The sequence below is a fragment of the Parabacteroides provencensis genome (assembly GCF_900232875.1).
GTDB lineage: Bacteria > Bacteroidota > Bacteroidia > Bacteroidales > Tannerellaceae > Parabacteroides > Parabacteroides chinchillae.
The window spans coordinates 357,214-377,451 of the sequence record NZ_LT960490.1; the positions used below are offsets into that span (position 1 = coordinate 357,214).

Here is a 20,238-nt window from a genome sequence, read left to right on the forward strand (position 1 = left end):
GGAAAGGTTGTGCTCCGTTGGCTTGATATAGCTAATAGTAAGAATGTACAGTTGATGTTTACTATTGATAGCTTAGGTAACGTAATAGCAGATATGAAGGTTCCCCAGGATACGTTATATCTCCCGTCAAAAGAAATTTATGTAGATAGGAAAGTTGAAGTACCTTACCCTGTCGAGATGGAGTTATCTAAATGGGAAAAGGTAAAGATGGATGTTGGCGGTTGGGCTATTGGTCTGCTCTCTGGATTATTATTACTTGGGATTGGATATGTGGTTAGATGGTTGGCGAGAAAAAAGAAATAATGTTTTTGGGTAGTTTAATTAAAGATAGGAGACAGTGATATGTTAAACAGGATGTTAATAAACCCTAACGGAGGGGGGGTAAATCCTCTATAAATAAAGTAGTTAGATCGCTTGCGAAAGGAGGTGGGCTATGGTAAGGGCGATGATGGGCGAAAAAAAGAAAGCTGAATATATACAGGATGGATTATTGCTTTGGCTTGACGGTAGAGATGCGCCAGTTAATAATGCGTGGGTTGATAGAGTAAATAAAACAGCATGTGGGATTACAGGCCCGATAGAATATCTGCAAGATCAAAAATGTTATTCTACAATTAACAATAACGACTCGGACGGGATTCAGCAGTTCATAACTTTACCAAATGAATTGTTACTGAATACTCAGGTTTTTACAGTTCAAGTCGTTGGAAAGGACTATACTAATAATCGGAATGGCGCTTATATAGGTATTCATAATAATCAAAATGCTGATACCCAATTTGGTATTTGGCCTATTGTGGGTTACATTGAATATTATACGTATAATAATGGCAATGTGCATGCTACCAGATTCCCTGTACAGCTTAATACAATTATGTCATTATCCGGTTCAAGAAACGGAGGGGCTACATGTAGAAGTTTTGCAAACGGTTTATTTAGTAATGTGAACGCATCTTCATCTGGTGGTAGAGCCGGTAACTATCTTTTTCGTGATTCAGCAGGTTGGAATTTAAGAGCCGCAATTTATTGCGCTCGTATTTACAATCGACAATTGTCAGACAAAGAAGTTCTATATAATTATGAAATTGATAAAAAATTATTTGGAGCTATTTAGCTATAGTTAAGAATGGTGCTACTTACGCCGGGAGTTTTGCCCTTTAATTTACTAAGTAAAACAGCTCAAAAGTGAATTACATAAACTTGACAATTATATTTTAAAATACGACAATTGGCAGTATGGAAATAAAGCGTGGAAATATAGTAATAGCAGATGTCTACCTAAAGGAGAACTCTTATACGGTGGAAGAAGTGATGGGCGAGGATACTCTTACCCTAAACTTCCTTTGCCGTAATGTGGTAGACCTTCAGATAAATGACACAGTAGACTTTGAAGGGACAAAATACAAGATCCGGCATAACGAGAAAGTGACCAAACGTGAAACGTCTCTCGGTTGGGAATATACCGTTATGTTCTATTCATCTAAGTATGACCTTATGGATGTAGAGTTCTTCCTTCATGGTACTCCGGAAAGAAAAAAGAACTTCGATTACTACACCGGGACAGCGCGTGACTGGCTGAATCTGTTCGTAAAGAATATGAATCGGGGTAGCTCTGGATGGGCTGCCGGTTCATGTATCGAATCCCGGATGATTACCCTTTCTTTCAAGGATAAGAAGGTAGGTACTGTGCTTAACGAACTTATCAAGGAACTGGATAGCGAATACTGGATATCCGGCCAAACAATGAACATCGGCAAGAGGGAATACTCCAGTAACGGTCTTGTTTTGGGGCAGGGCGAGGGTATGGGCTTTACCGAGTTGGAAGTCTCAGCCGTAGACGATACGCCGCCTGTAACTGTTTTATATCCCTATGGCAGTGATAAGAATATTGGTCTTGATTATGGCGCTGATTATCTTCTTCTGCCTGATGGCCGGCTTTCTATCGAAAAGAATGTCGAGAAGTACGGGCGAATAGAGAAGTCTATGCAGTTCGATCATATCTTTCCGAAAGGAGAGTTTACCGTTACGGAAAAGGTTGACGATTACACCCTAAAATCAAATATAGACTTCAACCTTACCGACTGCTTGCTTGATGGCGTGGAAGTTATCGTCACCTTTCAGGACGGTGGTTTGGCTGGCTATGACCTTGCAATAGTAGAAGGTAGCTGGGATAATTCAACTAAACAATTCAAACTAAAGGTAAATGAGCAGGAAAACTCCTTGAAAGTGCCAGGAGACATCAATTTCTCTGTAGGTGACAAGTTCATCCTTACGGGGTTGAAGATGCCGCAGAGCTACCGAGATAAAGCCTCTTTACAACTACAGGATGAATCAAGTAAATGGCTCGACGAGCATTGTGAGAAACGCATCCAGCTTCGGGGCAAGTGTGATGAAGTTGTTTTCCGCTTACAAAACCTTTTTATCGCTTGCGGCCAGATGGTTGGTGTATATTCTGAACAATTGAATATAGACCGTGAGATACGTGTCACGAAGGTAAAGAGATACATTGAGAATGATAATAAACCTTGTTACCGTTATGAACTTACTTTATCCGACTTCTTGCAGCCTAATGGCTTCAAAGATATGGTAGATAATGTAAATAAGGTGCCGGAAGAGATAGAGGATAAGGTTAAGCCAGTCCGTGAATACTCGAAACGTTCATGGCGTGATGTGAAGGAAACACAGGAAATGATGTTTGACCCGGAAGGGGACTTTTTCACAGAATTAATTAAGCCGCTGGCTGTGCATACTGCACAGCTAATCGTTGGCACAAATTCTCAACAGATGAACTTGGTAGGAGTAAAGTTCATCCCGAATGCAGACAATGACGCCAACTATTTCAAGAACACGGCTGGAAAGTTGGTGCACTTTACTGTTAGCGATACGGTCCGTGAGTGGACTATCCCTGCTGCATCCTACCGGCTGAATAACTCGCTTGCTTATTACGTCTATGCCAAATGCCCGAAAGAGGGAAGTGTAGGTTTTATTCTAGTCTCTGAGCGACAAATCAAGTTAGAAGCCGAAGCTGGCTATTATCATTTTTGGATAGGAGTGCTTAATACGCCTGAAGGTGGAGCTAGAAGCTGGAACCCAAACTATGGATATACAGAAATTGCTGGACAAACAATTACAACAGGGGTTATTAAGGATAAGAATGGGCGAATAGTCATAGACCTTAATAACGGAACCATTACAGGCTATAATAATATAGCAGATAAACCAAATTTAGGAATCTACGCTACAACATCATGGACTAGCAGCCTTATTAGTAGCTCTGTAAAAGATTTGGCTAGTGTTAGCTATGTAAATCAAACAGCGAACGGATTAGACATTAGAATACAAAACCTTAATACAACAGTTGATGGAGCAAAAGACATAACAGAGGCGTTCTATAAGTTTAACTCGTCCCGCATGTCTTTAAATAGACGTATAGAACTTGGCACGGGATCGGGTGAATCAGGCAATTTTACATGTCAAGGAGGCATTGCACCTAAATCCGATGTTGTATTTGCTTGGGCTGGATCGACATTTGAAAATTGGAGGAATGCTCCAATTGTACTATTGTATGGTGGCGATGGCTGGCTTGCTAAAAAAAATATCCAGTGGGACACAAATGGCAATGTTGTGTTAAGAGGAAAGGTCGAAAGTAATATTGACGGCAATAAGGTTGTAGTTGACCCTTCAAGCAGATCGATAAAGATGATCAATAGCTCAGGATTAACAGTAATGAATATGAGTTTTGATAATATCGGAGGATATCAGTCAACTCCAAAAATCGAAATGTTCTTGTATTCTGGTGCTGGTAGTTTGATTTTTAAAAATGTAATGGATTACTCTGGATTTCATATATATAATAGGGATGGCACTATTGCTCAAGAAATAGGAAACGGAAGAATTGTCTTTGGTAATTTATATACCATAGATCCTCATGTTAAAGGGGAACTGTGGGTAGATGGAGATGTAGTAAAGAGATCAAANGAAGTTAAGCCTCGTCGCGCCGATGGTACTGCGTAACAGTGGAAGAGTAGGTAGCCGCCGTTTTAAAGGAGAGAAGGAGTTCATTCATCTGAGTGGACTCCTTTTTTAGTTTGTGAAGGTGACAGTTTATTTTTTATGTTGGTGTTGATTGGAAAATCAAATAAGATGTATATATTCGTCCATTATAAATATTACTGATATGATAAAGAAATGGATGTTTTTGTTTATTGGAATGTGTTGTATGGCAAACGCTGTTATAGCGCAAAATAATCCTGTTCTTTTATTCCCTAAAGGTGCTCCCGGCGAAACAATTAAGTTGATAGAGAAGGCCGATAAGGATGGAGGGAAGGTCGGCGGAGAGACAGTACTTCGTATCACTAATGTAAGCGAACCGACAATTACTGTTTATCCTGCACCGGATGAAGTTGCAACAGGTGCAGCAATGGTTGTTTGTCCCGGAGGTGGATATAATATCCTTGCTTATGATTTGGAAGGGGATGAAGTCTGTGAATGGCTTAATAATATCGGTGTTACAGCTGTATTACTTAAGTATCGGGTGCCTCGGAGAGCTGAACGGGCAAAACATGAGGCTCCTCTTGAAGATATTCAAAGAGCTATGAGTTATGTGCGTTCTCATGCTGAAGATATGAATATAGACCCGCAAAGAATAGGAGTAATGGGGTTCTCTGCTGGAGCTCATTTGGCAGCTATGTTGAGTAATAATTATAATGAGAGAACCTACCAACCTATTGATGCAGTAGATAAAATTAGTTGTAGACCTGATTTTTGCTTATTGGTATATCCTGCTTATTTGGATGGTGGCAATTTTCAGTTAGCCCAGGAATTAAAGGTTTCATCGGAGACACCGCCTACAATGATTGTCCAGGCTGAAGATGACAAGTCTTATATTAATAGTAGTCTTTTTTATTATTATGCATTGAAGGAAGTTGGGGTTCCTGCACGGATGCATTTATATAGTAATGGTGGTCATGGGTTTGGATTACGTGATACAGGAGCCTCTGTTAATGAATGGCCTGACAGAGCAGAAGATTGGTTTCACGAAATTAATATAATAGAATAGGGTTTATAGATGATATAATATGGAGATTTTTTGTATCTTTGTATTTGCAAACTAAGGGGCTGACCGGTTTTGACAGCGGGCAGAAGTGGTTTGTAAGCATGTAGTGCGTGGTTGGCTTGCACTTAAATCTCAGACAACGAACAATTAACTGGCGAAAACAATTACGCTCTCGCTGCTTAATCGAAGTATAGTAGATTAAAGCTTAATCCCTGCAATAGTTGCGGGGACGTGACATCACCCGGATGCTGTTGCTCCGAAGCGTTCCGATAAGGTGGTGCAGCAATATCGGAGATAGCGAGAAATAAGTCTCGGGTTTCTTGTGAAAGTTTAGAGAATAAGAATTAAGTGGGTGGCTTCGGTCTTGCTTAGTTCCGACAATGAAGGCGAAGATAAACATGTAGAAAGCAAATTAGTTCCTCGTTTGGACGAGAGTTCGAATCTCTCCAGCTCCACAAAGACTACTGATTATCAGTAGTCTTTGTTGTTTAGGGACTATTTCGGGGATTAAGCGTTTGTTTTAGCTGATTTTTTGTTGAATAATTTCATAGCTTCTCGCTTTGCCGAATCTGCAATGTCAATGTATGGCTTCATTGATTTGTAGTCGCTATGCCCAGTCCATTTCATAACAACCTCAGGTGAGATGCCAAGCATTAGTGCATTACATATGAACGTACGTCTCCCTGAATGTGTTCCGAGTAATTTGTATTTTGGATAAACTTCGTCTATTCGTTTTTTCCATATATAATAGGGATGGCACTATTGCTCAAGAAATAGGAAACGGAAGAATTGTCTTTGGTAATTTATATACCATAGATCCTCATGTTAAAGGGGAACTGTGGGTAGATGGAGATGTAGTAAAGAGATCAAATGGTTAAACAATAAATAATTAAAATCATGGCAAAGTAGTAAAAATCTGATTACGTCCAACCGACAAAGAGGAATCACCGATTAAGGTTTACCGGTTAGTTATTAATGCTTTGATGTATCAACCATCGATGCCTATTATAATCTGGTAAAATTTGTAATTATATGAAATGTCATTAAAATGTCATTATTTTTTTTGCTTTAAAAATTACTTAATCAGTTATTTTTGTTCAAAATTAAAAGTTTATAGATTTAAAACCCAATAATTGCATAATAATATATTTCCTAACAATCATATTAATAAAATAGTAATTATGAAGAAAAAAATCGTAGGTTTAGTTGCCGTAAATGCGATAACAATCGCGGGCTGGTATTTCAGCCAAAATAGTGAAGTTAAACTATCTGATTTGACATTGGATAATATTGAAGCATTAGCAGGTGGAGAAAGCGGGAGTGAATACCATTCGGCTTTTAAATATAATCCCATTTTAGATAGGAATATATGTAACGGACCAGGTAATGCTTGTTAAAGAAAAAAGAAATATTTCAGTTTAAACGTGAAGTTTATTTATATAAACGATAAAAAACATAAAGAGAGAGGTAAAATATCACCTCTCTTTTTGTATTTCACGTATTATTGAAACATTATATTACAAAAAGATTAACTCATTTTCCCTTTTTACGAAGAATTATAAAAATAAGATACGAAATTAGCAATAACTTTTACAATTTAAAATGAATGTATATGAGTGAAATAAAAATGAATATGTGTAAATTACTAATTGTAATAGGATTAGTAATAGTTATAAATTCATGCCAAAAAGATACAGATAAAAAAAATATGGCAAATATTGATAATATAACTATATCAAATAATGATCCTCATATTTGCCTAGACAGTATAATAAAAGACATATCTTTTATTCCACTTCAAACTATTGATGATAATCTAATCGGATTTATATCCAATCTGGTATTTGCTGAAAACAGAATTATTGTAGGAGACAACATATCTTCAAAAGGCATATATTTGTTTGATTGTAAAGGGAACTTTCTCAATAAAGTTGGTAATATTGGGAATGGACCAGGTGAATATAATAATTTTACCTATATAACATTAACTCCTGACAAAAAATCAATTATTGTAATAGATGGAAATAATGGGAAAGCCTTATACTATGATCTTAATGGAAAGTATATTAAAGATCGTAATCTTCCTTTTAGAAGTGAAATTGTAGAACAATTTGGAGGGGATAAATGGATATTTACTAATACAGCTGGAGTTTACGATGGTAGTAAATCATTAGACAATACATTAGTTATAACTGATTCAAAAGGAGAAATTCTTAGTAGCAATTTTCCTAGTACATATAGAAAAGATTTTAATTTGGTAACTCATCCAAATCATTTAATGATAAATAATAAAGTCGTTTACTATAATCCAAATCTTTCAGATACTATTTACCAATTAGATAAGCACATTGTACCTCGTTATGCGATATCAGTAAAAGGTACAAACAGGCCATCACTTGAAGGAAACAATGCCATGCGAAATTATATTGATTATATTCAAAATTCAAAATGTTTCAATGGTGATTTTGTTGAACTAGACAAATATATATTTATCGGTCTTTTCCCAAATGGTACATATCCCTCTGTTTATACTAAATCAATGAAAAATTGTTATCAGATAAACGATGAATATGATCATACACAATATGCTTTCTTTAAAAATTATGATATTCTTAAAAGTATAGATTCAAAACATTTGGCAATTGGAACAAGTTCCGCCAATTATATTAGTCTATTGGAACAAATCGGCGTTTCTTCCATTGATTTTCCCGAAATCAATAAAGAAGACAATCCAATAATAATTGTGTATTCATTTTTCTAATATAATTATCAAAAAACTTATATTTTCATTCACATTGAATTAATATATAAGTTCTTTTGATTTTACAACCATAAGCAAAAATGATTTGTCGGCTAAGAAATGTTGTTGACGAACTGGCCGATCTATTTTGGGAAAAAGTAGTCAGGTTATTGTTAACAAGTAGAAGTTTGACGTTTAAGTACCATTTAATGACTACTTAAACGTCAAACTATTTTTTTACTTTTCGTTCTGAAAAACTGTACTGGTGGTTTTGCCAATTATAACAGTGATCAATTTGGATGGTCAAAAGTCAGAATAAGCAGATAAGCATATCAAGTCCGGCTCTGAGGCAGCGCAGGTCGAAAAGAAGGATTTATCCAGTAATGCAGACGAGAAGGTTAAAAGAGGATGTGAAAAGGACACTCAACTTATCCCTACGTGGGTGTGGTGGGTATTGATTTTAGTATGTGTTGTAGCCGCCTTATTTACTTGGATGATAAAAAGACGAAAGTAGTTTCTTCTTGTTTCAATTAGATTTACAGTGACTGTTTTGCCCGTGAGGGTGTGGCGATTTTGGCGAAATACAATTTTTTACGGAAATTATATATTAAAAAATACAATTTGTCGAGTAAATTATATATATTTGCCTCGAGATAAAAAGAAGCGCTATCTATTCGCTGTAGATAACGCCTCATTATGTTTATATTAAAAATATATTTCAAATGACAAATCTACACAAAATCTCCAATTGGGGGAAGAGAAGAACGGTAAAGAATCTTAAAGAGTGTAAATACGAACTTCGTGATGCTATTCCTCGTTTATTTCGGGCATTTAATCGGGCTGTTGAATTATATAATAAAGAGATTGTTTTTACTCCAGTGAGTTCGAGAGGAAGAGGTTTTGAGGCTAATTATTTAAATTCTAAGATTATTCAATGTATCCAAAAGGAATTTCCTGATAATTGGTTTTTTGGAAAGTATAAGAGATTTATATTGAGAAAAGATGGTTATTTGATTCTTTTTAAAAAATTAAATGCTTCAAATCTTCCAATGAATGTGCAAACCAAGAATACTATGGCTATAGGAAACCAGGCTATGCGTTCTTTGTTTGATGAACAGGATGATATTTTTGAGCCAATTGTTTTTTTGGGATATAGGAAAAACAATTTTGGTGAATTAACAGCACCAAAGTTGGTGTACATTGATGAGAATAAGTGTAAATTCGAGATAACGGAAAAAGATTTAATAGAAGAGTCTGTTGCGAAGAACACTGTAACTCTTGAGTCTAAACTTGTAACTCCTATGGCTGTTAAGCCCAGTGCAAGGCAGAAAAAGAATATGAGTGATGCGTAATATGCTCGCATAACATAAAATTATGAACACGATTAATTATAAACAAGTTACTTTCGCTCGTGAATATAGAAAATTAACTCAAAGTGATCTTGCGAAAGAAATAAAAGGATTATCTCAGCCCAACCTTTCAAAATTTGAAAAAGGATTGGGATATCTTTCTGATGATGTTTTATCTAAAATATTTAATTACTTAGGGTTTCCTGATGCTTTTTTTGAACTGACTATATCTAATAATATAGAGAATGCCCACTATAGACGTAAAGCAAGTGTATTAAAATCGGAAAGGGATCAAATAGAATTATCGAATAAAATGATAGGCTATTTGATAGATCGAATGGGTGAGTCAATAGATTTTCCATCATTTAATTTTAAGTTTGTTGATTTGGAAGACGGATTTACTCCTAAATCTGTTGCAGGATATGCCAGACGCTTTCTAAGATTAGATGACAGACCTGTTGTTGAAATAATATCGATGCTAGAAAGAAATGGAATATTTATTGTAGAATTAGAAGAGGATGTTGATGCTTTCGATGGTGTCTCTTTTATAACTGATGGAGGAACACCTGTTATTATTATTAATAAAAATTTCAGTAATGATCATAAACGTTATACGATTGCTCATGAATTAGGACATATCATTATGCATCTGTCCCGAAGTTTTATTTTTAGCGAGGGGAGGGATAAAGAAAAAGAAGCAAATGAATTTGCTAGTGAATTTTTGATGCCTGAAGATTCAATAAAAAAAGAACTGTGGGGATTAAAACTTTCTTCATTAATAGAATTAAAACGATTTTGGCAGACCTCTATGGCTTCTATTGTTAGAAGGGCTAGAGATTTAGGTTGCATAAATTCTGATAAATATAAATATTTTAATATTGAATTAAGCCGAAGAGGGTATAAAAAAGAAGAACCTCTAAATGTCTATATTGATCGACCTATGCTTTTTAAAGAGGCTTATAGGATGCATAAAGAAGAACTTGAATACTCTGACGAAGAGATTGCATCAGCTTTCAAATTGCCAATTGATATAATAACTAGATTTTGCACATTTAATTCGTCTGTCTTTAATCTAAGATTAAATGTTTGATCTTATTATTTTTTATATAAGTGTTTTGTGTGATAAATTAATAATTGAATATTATGATAATTAAAGAATATACTTATAATATATTAGATAAATACAATAATAAAATCTTGGTTTCTGCAAAAATTGAGAAAAAGAATGGCTGTTACTATTGGACTACTAGTCACCTAACAAAGCCACAGGATGCAGAAGGAATAGGACTTTACAGACCATCTAATATGGTATCAACATTTGTTGAAGCAAAATCATTCCTTACTGCTTATATTAATACAATGAAATGCTCTAAGGTTGTGGAACCAAATGAATATTATTAATTAAAAACTAAGACTGAAAATAATTCAAGGAAACATAAATTTTTTCATAGTTAAGGTTAGAGCGTCTGGGTAGTGATATTCGGACGCTCTTTTTTTATCAGAATAATAGTTTTCCATTCTTCTTGTCCAGTATGATTTTAAATATCTGTTTGTAGATTTCATATAATTCCTTCTTGCTTTCCGGTCCCGGCCAATCTGCAAAAGACTCTCCGGCAAAGAATTTCCAAACGAAAATCCGTTTGGCTTTTTCGGACAGCCCTAACTGGTCGACCATATTTATTTTAGGCTATTCCATTTAAACAAGGATAACAACTTACTATTGGCTTCCCAAAGTACACTGTAATCCCGTTCGATATACACACGAGCCAACTTCAATGTGGAATCGGCATGGTTAAGCATCTCATCTACTCTGGCAATATCAATACCTGCTTTATTGGCTGCTAACGTTGCCATCGTATGTCGGGCATAATAATAATTCAGATCCGGAACTCCTATTATTTCTCCTATCTCATCTAATCCTTTATTTATTGATTTATTGAAATTCTCTGAACTTCTATACCGCTTATGAAAAATAAAGACTTTCTCTCCAGATGGATCTGAGTATTTCTCAAATAGTTTTTTTATTTCCGGTTCAATCCTAACTTTCATTTCTGCCTTATCTTCACGTCTTGTGCGTGTCTTAGTCCTTTGATAGGAAATAATTCCGTTTTCGACGGTAGAAACATTATAGAAGTCGGCACTATTCATACCCATCATCGCAAACGAAAGGATAAATAGGTCTTTCGCTAAATTGAAAACAGGTTGACGATCACCGCGAGCATTTTGTTTATATGGTAGATCTATGATTTGTTGTATTTGGTCTATAGACAATGTCCTATGCTCGCTTTTAGGGATTGGTACAATTTTGTATTTTGAGAATGGGGAAAACGGGATATGTATGATTCCTCTATCCTCGTCGTTATATTCATTTTTAGCAAGATTGTGTAACGTTTTGATTTGTGATGTGTAAAGAGATATGACCCGTTTACCTTTAGGTTTATCAGTTGGTTTTGATCCTCCGTCGCGGCATCCCTTAAAAGAAGGTTCGTTTTTCAGAAACTTCTCAAACGCTTTCATAAAAGATGCTGTAATGAGGTTTATGTCGAGCTCTTCTTTTCCTATAAACCTGATAAGCGCATTTATGGCTATCCGATAGTTTTTTGCCGTGCCTAACCTTCCATCTTGCTCAAGATCATCCGCAACTTTTCGCCCATAGGAAATGAAATTCAGACTGAAATTCTCTTTCTCTGTAGTCAAGTACTCCACAATCCGGTCAACCTCCCAGTGTTCTGCTTCGATACCAGCAGAGGTTAGTTTTTTCTTGTATCCTAATATCATCTCTTCCATTAGGTCGATCACAGCTTGATTCTTGATCTTGATTTTTTCTTTTCCGTTATCTTTCTTTTTTATAATATCCGAAGCTGATACATTGTGGCTAGTCTTGATGTATTTGGACTTGCCTTTTTGTGTAATACGGATTTTTACGTTATATGTACCATCCTCTTTCCGTTGATGTGGGAGTACCAAAAATTTGAATGTAGCCATAATCGTGCGCTGTAAAATAGTTGTAAAAAAAATAGTACACAAAAGTACGTCAAAAAGATATTTTATATGTACGTGTTTGGATTATTTAATTAGCTGAAAGACTTTAATTGTGTAGTTAAATAATTGATTGTTAGTAAATTATTAACTCTTTGTTTGCGTAAAAATACGGCGTATTAGCTAATGATTGAACAATAACTTTTACTCTTCATAGATTGTGTATATCTGTCTTATGTATGCAAATGTATAAAAAAAGCGGAGACTGGCTTGCCTCCGCTTTATTTTATTTCAGGTAGTCCGTCAGGCTTTCCGGTAAATAGAATGTGTTGTTTTNAACTTTTACTCTTCATAGATTGTGTATATCTGTCTTATGTATGCAAATGTATAAAAAAAGCGGAGACTGGCTTGCCTCCGCTTTATTTTATTTCAGGTAGTCCGTCAGGCTTTCCGGTAAATAGAATGTGTTGTTTTTGTCAACATATACAACTACAGAGTTGAGCCTTATTTCGTTTTCTTCTTTTTTACCCATTTTTATAATGTTTGAGAACGGGGTGATTGTCAGTTGTTTTTTCTTGTCTTTTTTGTTGGTTACAACTAATGTAGGAGAGCCTTTTTCGTCAGTGGCAGGAATTATTTTGCAAGTATAATCCTTGAATACATCCATATGGCGGGCAAAATTCTTGCTTGTTAACTCTTCCAGTGTATTATGGGTTAATCCGAACAGAGAGCACAAATATTCGTTTATTTCTATATTTGTATGCATACCGATCGGTAAAGTTCCCTGTGGATGATAAGCTGCTAAAAATACTTCTTCTCCGGTATGTCCGCTTGTTGTGAAACCGAAGCAGGTTCTTGATGTCAGGATATGAGCCATAAGACCGGTTAAAGAGCCGCTGTATAAAGAAGAATTGTCGTCCGATTTGCGTTGATCAGCCGGAATAGGACTGTTCTTGTAGTCAGGGTTGTTGTTTAAAGCATCCAGTTCTTCCGGTGTCAGTTCAAAGCCTGCATATTTACGGAAAATGTTTTGTACTTCCGAGTTCGGTTCGCTGTTTAATTTCTTAGCAAAACCTTCGGCTGTCAGCTTATATAGTGAAAATTGGTGGAATAGCTGATCCTTGGTTAGTTTATCATAACCTTTGCAACTGGCTTTTCCTATGCTGATACCGCTGTTCCCATGATCGGGCATAATAACAACAGCTGTTTCGCCATTCTGGCGTGCAAATTCCAAAGCAGCACCGCAAGCGCGGTCAAATGCCAACATGTCTGTAGCCATACCAACCGGATCATTTCCGTGGGCAGCCCAGTCTACCTTACTGCCTTCTACCATCAGGAAGAAACCATTCTGATTTCTGGATAGTTTATCTATTGCTTTGCGGGTCATTTCTTCTAATGAAGGTTGTTCGTCCGGATTACGGTCAATGTCGTATGCCATTTCTTTTTCTCCGTATAGTGCCCACATTTTGTCTTTGTTATCGGCACGCATGCCGTTAAGGTCGTTTTTATATACGCTGTAACCGTTAGCAAGCAGGTAATCTTCCATATCTTTGTTTAGGATGGAAACGCCTCCTCCGATAACTACATTCAGGTCATTATGTACCATCTGCGGTGCGATCCATTCATATTTTCCGCGGTTATAACTATGGGCGGAACAGTCAGCCGGAGTTGCGTGTGGAAATTCGCATGTAAATACTAAACCTGTTGATTTGCCTTGTAATATTTTAGCCGCTTCAAGTACGGTTGTCAGCGGTTGGAATGCACGGGACGGGTCAGTAGGATAGATGTCGTTATCGCCGTCATTTTCAGGATAAGTAGACACATAGCCCGTACGACTCGGTTGGCCGGTCATATAACAGGATGTAGTGGGTGCAGAGTCACCGATAGGTGCATTGGATGAATGCGTACGTACGGTTCCGCATAAATACGGGTCGATGTTCAACTTCGGTTTATCCGGATTTGTGTACCATTGCAACCAGCGTGCCATAGATACGGTGGCAAGTGAAGTACCGTCCGGTATAAGGACTATCACGTTCTTGACTGGTTTCACATTCTCAACATCAGCTGCTTTTGATGGCACTATGATTAATGCCAATAAAAGCAAAATAGCTATTGTCTTTTTCATATGTATAAAATTAATGTAAGTTTAAGATAACTCGATTATTTCTTCATTGCAGCGGGTTAACTTTTCAATACCGGTATCAGTCACCAGAAAACTATTTTCTATACCCACAGCTCCTACGCCGGGAATAACAAATTTCGGTTCCAGGGCAAATACCATATTGGGGGCTAGTTTTTCTTTAGAACGGGGTGTTAGTACAGGCAATTCATTTATCTGGATACCGATGCCATGCCCTATAAACTTAGCTTGTTGCTTTGTTCCCATGAAATAGGGGGAAAGGCCTTCTTTCTCCACGATTTCCATTGCCGCATTATATAAATCTGCACAGGCTGTTCCTGGCTTAGCATTACTTTCTATTTTATTTTGTATGGTAAGGGCAGCCTGATGGGCGCGGTAGGCCAGGTCTGTAAGTTTCCCGACGGAGAAAACGCGCGTCATGTCAGTCATATATGGAGTATAGTTTCCTGCCATATCCACCATGATGGCTGTTCCTTCTTTTAAAACCGTTCCGTTTGCCCCCAAAGGACATGATGCATCCATTCCGGCTCCACCTAAAGCAAAATCAAAAGGAGAAGGGACTTCTGCATTTTCTCCGGCCAGAATACTTCCCATGAATATGTCCATATTGGCGCCGAATGCCCTGAATAAACCTATCGATCCGTTTTTTCTCATTCGCTTTTCTATTTCATACTGCAGTTCCAGGTCTGTCATTCCGGGATGGAAGCATTCCGGAATTTCCGCATAAGTAGCAACGTGGTTTTGGGCTGATATCCGGAATTGTGAAATTTCCCGGGGTGTCTTTATCATCCGTAGCGTACGCATCAGAGTGGTTGCATTGCCTGTTTCTTTTGGATTAAAAACAGACTGCAGCCGGACGAAATCATTATAAGTTAATTCGTCTGCTTCCAATAGCAGTTTGCCAGGCATTTTTAGTCCTTGTTTTGCAAAAGTTTCTGTTATCTGTTCCGGTTTGCGTATATAAACTACGTTATCGCCTGATAACCCGTTTGGCCGTTTTACAAAGAACCAGGGAGTCCCTTCTGCCGGTATGTAAAAATATCCGCTGTAAATGCGACCGGTCGTATAATATAGATTAACATCTACGGAAAGTAAGCATCCGTCTGCTTCTGTTTTTTGCATAGCTTGTTGTATGCGCTTCCATTTTAATTTCAGGTCGCCAATCAATTCTTCTTGTATCATCTTTTGGTAACTTTTTATTTTTATCCAAGCATCAAAGGTATTAATAATTGTAAGGAAAAAGAGCTGTTCTATATTAATTATTGATTAAAATATGTCATAAATACCTACATGTGGGTACTTCTTTGTCATTTTCCGAAATCATCCCGATCTTTTTTCAAAACCATCCCGATGATTTTTTAATTTCATCGGGATGGTTTGCTTTTGTGATATTATTTGTAATGCCTCATTGGATAAAAGATTCGTAAATTACACGGAAAAGCAGTATATTTGCATAATTCTGTAGAATGAAATTATAGAATTACGGTTTATGACAAAAATGCAAGAAACACTGGCTGCACTGCCGGAAGATAAAAAAATACAGTTTATACCTGTTTTTGGTGATATAGATACTTTTTATACGGTGGTTTATCTTATTGCCCGTAATGAACATATAACGGATATTGAGAAACCTGAACGTTATGAAGACAGATTGCAGATGATTCGTCAGATACGCGCGAAAGTAGAATGTTTAGTAAATTCATTCGGGTTGGATGGAGAAAATATAGTTGCCGATATTGCGAGCGATTATTTTGAGGATTATGTTAACTATAAGGAGCCGGAGTTTACTATTACGAATGATGAATTTATTGCTATTGTTCAGAAAATTTCAAAAGCCTGATATAAATCAATATATTTCTAAATCTAAATAACATGAAACTAAAAAACACGTGTGCAGCCCTGCTCTTGTTAGTGGCGACAGGGATAAATGCACAAATTCAGTTGGTAAAAGACAATAAACCCGTTTCGAGGATTATTGTAGACAAACAAAATGCTGTGGATGACCAGGCTGCACTTTTATTGCAGGATTTTGTGACTCGGATAAGCGGAGCGAGGTTACCTATAGTTTATAGTAAAAAGGCAAAACCGGGGGATGTCGTAGTAGGAAAAGGAGATACTTCGGGATTAACCGAAGACGGTTTCCGCCTGGCGACGGATCAGGGGATTCTTTACATTAGTAGCGGAGGAGATAAAGGTTCTATTTACGGGGTCGTAACATTACTGGAGGATTGTCTGGGAGTTGCATACTATACAGCAGATGCCTATACCGTTAAAAAACAGTCTTCTATAATTTTGCCGAAACTGGATCGTGCGGAAAATCCTGCATTCCGTTATCGCCAGAGTCAGTGTTATGCCTTGAAAGATGATCCGGTTTATAAACTTTGGTTTCGTTTTGAGGAACCTCAGGAAGTATTTGCAGGAGGCTATTGGGTGCATACGTTCGACAAAATATTGCCATCGGATATATATGGAGCTTCCCATCCTGAATATTATTCGTTTATTAATGGAGAACGCCGTCCGGGCAAAGCTAGTCAGTGGTGTTTGACCAACCCTGAGTTGTTTGAAGTGGTAGCACAGAAAATAGATTCTATTTTTAAAGCAAATCCTGGGATGAATATGATTTCGGTTAGCCAGAATGACGGGAATCATACCAATTGCACTTGTCCGGCTTGTAAAGCTTTGGATGACCGGGAGGGAGGACCTTCGGGAAGCCTTATCTATTTTTTGAATAAACTGGCCGAACGTTTTCCAGACAAGGAATTCTCTACTTTGGCCTATCTGTATACAATGCATCCTCCAAAGCAAGTAAGACCATTGCCGAATGTAAATATTATGCTTTGTGACATTGATTGCAAACGTGAAGTACCATTAACAGATAATGAATCCGGACAGGATTTTATGAAAGCAATGGAGGGTTGGTCTGCTATCAGTAAAAATATATTTGTATGGGATTATGGAATCAATTTTGACAATTTTGTTTCTCCGTTTCCTAATTTTCCAATATTGCAGAAGAATATTCAGTTATTCAAAGAACATAATGCAACAATGCATTTTTCGCAGATTGGAGGCTCCAAAGGTGGCGATTTTCCGGAAATGCGTGCTTATATGGTGAGCAAACTGATGTGGAACCCATATCTTAATACAGATTCGCTGATGCAAGCCTTTATGAATGGTTATTATGGTGCTGCTGCTCCATATATTTATCAATATGAAAAACTGTTGGAAGGTGGTCTGCTGGCAAGTAATGTGGATTTATGGATATATGATTCTCCTGTTACGCATAAAGATGGCATGTTGAATGCCAAATGCCGTAAACGCTATAATGAATTGTTTGACCAGGCAGAACAGGCGGTTGTATCAGATAAAACTCTGTTAGACCGTGTACGTCTTTCGCGTTTGCCATTGCAATATGCAGAACTTGAAATTGCACGTACTGAGGGCGGGCATGATGTAGATGAGATAAAGGCAAAGTTGGCTTTGTTTGATGAAAGAACGGCTTATTTTAACGTGCCTACACTGAATGAACGGAGTAATTCACCTCACGAATATTGCCAGTTATATACGGAACGTTATCTTCCGGGTAAGGCAACCAATCTGGCAAAGGGGGCAAAAGTAATCTGGCTGACACCCCCTTCCGGCAAATACAAAGCAACAGGAGAAACAGCCCTTACTGATGAACTGTTTGGCGGAACTACCTTTGTGGAAAGCTGGGTAGGTTGGGAAGGCGTAGATGGTGCTTTTATTCTGGATATGGGAAAAGAAACGGAATTTTCGTCAATTGAAAGCGACTTCTTGCATCAACTGGGGCAATGGGTGTTGCTGCCTAAGAGCGTTACTTATTCGGTATCTGCCGATAACAAGACATATCAACCTTTCGGAGCAAAGTCTCTGGATGAAGACCGGTCTGTCCAAGTAAAATTTGTCCAGGTAAAATGTGAAGCGGATGCACCTGTGACAGCCCGTTATATAAAAGTTGAGATAGAAGGTGTGAAGATCTGTCCGTCATGGCATTACGGGGTAGGTTACCCGGCTTGGTTCTTTATGGATGAGGTTACAGTGCGGTAATATCTTGCATATAAATTAAGAGAAAAGTTATTTTAATGGGATTTTAATCCTGTTGAAATAACTTTTTTTGTGTCTCTGTACAGTTATTATCCAATAGATAACAACTATTTTTGTCAATTCCGGAAATTCATTTTCCGGATCAGAAGTCGTATGTTGGGTTAAATGGATGATATATAGTATAGATAATGAGGCGTTGTGATAAGTTGGTACATTGGATTTCTTTGCAGAAGCATCTTTTTTTTGTTTTTGCTTTTTTATTTGTTGTGCCTAATTTTGTGTTATTCTTTACGGAATCCTTGCCAATAACGGTTGGAGTGGCTTCTATACTATTGCCGTTGGCTTTCTGGATGGGATTATTATTGTTGACCCGCAAGCCGGGCATTGTAGTCTGGTGCCTTTTACCTAAAGTGATATTGGATGGGGGGCAATTAGTATTATTGTATGTTTTTGGCCAGTCTGTAATAGCCGTAGATATGTTTCTTAACCTGACAAGCTCTGATGCATCGGAGGCCAGTGAGTTGTTGGGGAACTTAATTTTGATAATAAGTTGTGTGTTCTTTTTGTATACGCTTCCTACTTTATGGTTAGCTTTCAGATCGATTCGTTCTAAAAAAGTTCTATCTGCTTCTTTTAGAAAAAAATGGGCAAAAATAAGTTTGCTTATGTTTATTACAGGCGTTGTATTCTGTTTTTTATCTCCTTCACAAGATTATCGATTTTCTCTTAAAGATGATATTTATCCGGCCAATGCTTTATACAATTTGTATTTTGCTATAAACAAAGCGGAGAAAAATGCGAATTATTCGAAAACATCTGCAAATTTTAAGTTTGATGCAACGAAGCCTGTGCAGGCGGAGGGGCGGCGTGAAATATATATATTGGTAGTAGGCGAGACTTCAAGAGCAATGGAATGGAGCCTTTATGGCTATGACCGTGAAACGACCCCTTGTATGGAAAAACTTGCGGGATTGGCACATTTTACGGACGTGGTTACTCAATCGAATAATACGCATAAAAGTGTGCCTATTATCCTTTCGGCAGCGTCGGCAGAAGATTACGGAGTTATATATAGCGGAAAAAGTATTGTTACGGCTTTTAAAGAAGCAGGTTTTCATACGCTTGTGATAGCCAATCAGAAATTGACTACTTCTATGATCGGGGCTTTTTACCGGGAAGCCGATACTTTTATAGACATGAGCCAGTTTAAGGCAGGTTCTTATTTAACATCTTTGCATGACGGTGCTATTTTACCGTATTTGCAAAAGGAGCTGGATAAATCGAAAGGAAACGTATTTGTGGTACTTCATACTTATGGCTCTCATTTTAATTATCATGAACGTTATCCGAAGGAATTTTCAATATATAAACCCGACCAGGTAGAGGGTATACGGGCATCGCACAAAAAGATATTGCGTAATGCTTATGATAATTCGATAAGGTATACGGATTATGTATTGAATGGAATTGTTGAAATTTTAGGGAAAACGAATGCATGTGCTTCCATGATGTATCTGAGTGATCATGGAGAAGATATATTTGATGATTCCCGCAACCGTTATCTTCATGCTTCTCCGATACCTACTTATTATCAGTTGCATATTCCTTTATTGATTTGGTTTTCTCCGGAATATCGTGAAGTATATCAGGAGAAATACCAGACTGTAATGGCTCATCAATCTATACCGGTGAGTACAAATACGGTTTTCCATACTATGCTGGATATAGCAGGAGTACGTACTTCTGTTGCCGATTCGACACTGGCCGTGTCGAATCATGCTTATATAATCCGTGACCGGATGTATTTAGGGGATCATGACGACCCGATACCATTTTGGAAAGTAGGCTTGAAAAAAGCAGACTTTATAATGATGGATAAATGGAACATTGCTTACGATAAAGACTGACTTTT

The 20,238-nt window shown here is 37.3% G+C and carries 14 protein-coding genes, 1 other RNA gene and 2 pseudogenes; 12 read left to right on the top strand and 5 right to left on the bottom strand.

Going from position 1 to position 20,238, the window contains the following annotated elements:
• From CTY47_RS12945 to ssrA, 4 genes and pseudogenes are all read left to right on the top strand, one after another.
• Window positions 1-303 (top strand): annotated as a pseudogene (locus CTY47_RS12945) (hypothetical protein); the annotation flags it as partial.
• Window positions 304-433: 130 nt separating this feature from the next.
• On the top strand, window positions 434-1,114 hold the full coding sequence (locus tag CTY47_RS12950; RefSeq protein ID WP_143813394.1) for a hypothetical protein: 681 nt from the start codon (window positions 434-436) through the stop codon (window positions 1,112-1,114).
• Window positions 1,115-4,177: 3,063 nt separating this feature from the next.
• Window positions 4,178-5,059 carry an alpha/beta hydrolase gene (locus tag CTY47_RS12960; protein ID WP_099465193.1) on the top strand — a complete coding sequence of 294 codons (882 nt, stop codon included), beginning with the start codon at window positions 4,178-4,180 and terminating at the stop codon, window positions 5,057-5,059.
• Between the two features lie 55 nt (window positions 5,060-5,114).
• Window positions 5,115-5,514: a transfer-messenger RNA gene (gene ssrA / locus CTY47_RS12965) on the top strand.
• Window positions 5,515-5,563: 49 nt separating this feature from the next.
• On the opposite strand, the pseudogene CTY47_RS12970 reads toward ssrA, so the two are convergent.
• Window positions 5,564-5,806, bottom strand: a pseudogene (locus CTY47_RS12970) (site-specific integrase); the annotation flags it as partial.
• Between the two features lie 431 nt (window positions 5,807-6,237).
• Here CTY47_RS12970 and CTY47_RS12975 point away from each other — a divergent pair.
• From CTY47_RS12975 to CTY47_RS12995, 5 genes are all read left to right on the top strand, one after another.
• Entirely contained in the window at window positions 6,238-6,453 is a 216-nt protein-coding gene (locus CTY47_RS12975; RefSeq protein ID WP_099465281.1) for an NVEALA domain-containing protein, read from the top strand.
• Window positions 6,454-6,668: 215 nt separating this feature from the next.
• On the top strand, window positions 6,669-7,817 hold the full coding sequence (locus tag CTY47_RS12980; protein WP_158228538.1) for a 6-bladed beta-propeller: 1,149 nt from the start codon (window positions 6,669-6,671) through the stop codon (window positions 7,815-7,817).
• A gap of 701 nt (window positions 7,818-8,518) precedes the next feature.
• Window positions 8,519-9,148, top strand: coding sequence for a hypothetical protein (locus CTY47_RS12985; protein WP_099465195.1), 630 nt, complete (start codon window positions 8,519-8,521; stop codon window positions 9,146-9,148).
• A gap of 22 nt (window positions 9,149-9,170) precedes the next feature.
• Complete coding sequence (locus tag CTY47_RS12990; RefSeq protein ID WP_099465196.1) at window positions 9,171-10,235, top strand: helix-turn-helix domain-containing protein; 1,065 nt, start codon at window positions 9,171-9,173, stop codon at window positions 10,233-10,235.
• A 53-nt stretch (window positions 10,236-10,288) separates the two neighbouring features.
• On the top strand, window positions 10,289-10,546 hold the full coding sequence (locus CTY47_RS12995) for a hypothetical protein (protein WP_099465197.1): 258 nt from the start codon (window positions 10,289-10,291) through the stop codon (window positions 10,544-10,546).
• A 97-nt stretch (window positions 10,547-10,643) separates the two neighbouring features.
• On the opposite strand, the gene CTY47_RS17130 is transcribed toward CTY47_RS12995, so the two are convergent.
• The 4 genes from CTY47_RS17130 to CTY47_RS13010 form a co-directional block, all read right to left on the bottom strand.
• Entirely contained in the window at window positions 10,644-10,820 is a 177-nt protein-coding gene (locus CTY47_RS17130) for a hypothetical protein (protein WP_199163426.1), read from the bottom strand.
• A gap of 2 nt (window positions 10,821-10,822) precedes the next feature.
• The gene (locus CTY47_RS13000; RefSeq protein WP_099465198.1) at window positions 10,823-12,130 is read right to left on the bottom strand and encodes a tyrosine-type recombinase/integrase; all 1,308 of its coding nucleotides are present in this window, start codon (window positions 12,128-12,130) and stop codon (window positions 10,823-10,825) included.
• 418 nt (window positions 12,131-12,548) lie between these two features.
• Window positions 12,549-14,249, bottom strand: a complete 1,701-nt coding sequence (locus tag CTY47_RS13005) for an alkaline phosphatase (RefSeq protein ID WP_099465199.1) — start codon at window positions 14,247-14,249, stop codon at window positions 12,549-12,551.
• A gap of 21 nt (window positions 14,250-14,270) precedes the next feature.
• Window positions 14,271-15,446 carry a M24 family metallopeptidase gene (locus CTY47_RS13010; RefSeq protein ID WP_099465200.1) on the bottom strand — a complete coding sequence of 392 codons (1,176 nt, stop codon included), beginning with the start codon at window positions 15,444-15,446 and terminating at the stop codon, window positions 14,271-14,273.
• A gap of 307 nt (window positions 15,447-15,753) precedes the next feature.
• Here CTY47_RS13010 and CTY47_RS13015 point away from each other — a divergent pair, with 307 nt between their 5' ends.
• From CTY47_RS13015 to CTY47_RS13025, 3 genes are all read left to right on the top strand, one after another.
• Window positions 15,754-16,104 carry a hypothetical protein gene (locus tag CTY47_RS13015; protein WP_099465201.1) on the top strand — a complete coding sequence of 117 codons (351 nt, stop codon included), beginning with the start codon at window positions 15,754-15,756 and terminating at the stop codon, window positions 16,102-16,104.
• Window positions 16,105-16,136: 32 nt separating this feature from the next.
• A complete protein-coding gene (locus tag CTY47_RS13020; protein WP_099465202.1) occupies window positions 16,137-18,329 on the top strand; it encodes a DUF4838 domain-containing protein in 2,193 nt (730 codons plus the stop codon).
• Window positions 18,330-18,514: 185 nt separating this feature from the next.
• Window positions 18,515-20,233, top strand: a complete 1,719-nt coding sequence (locus CTY47_RS13025) for a phosphoethanolamine transferase (RefSeq protein ID WP_099465203.1) — start codon at window positions 18,515-18,517, stop codon at window positions 20,231-20,233.
• Window positions 20,234-20,238 lie beyond the last annotated feature (5 nt).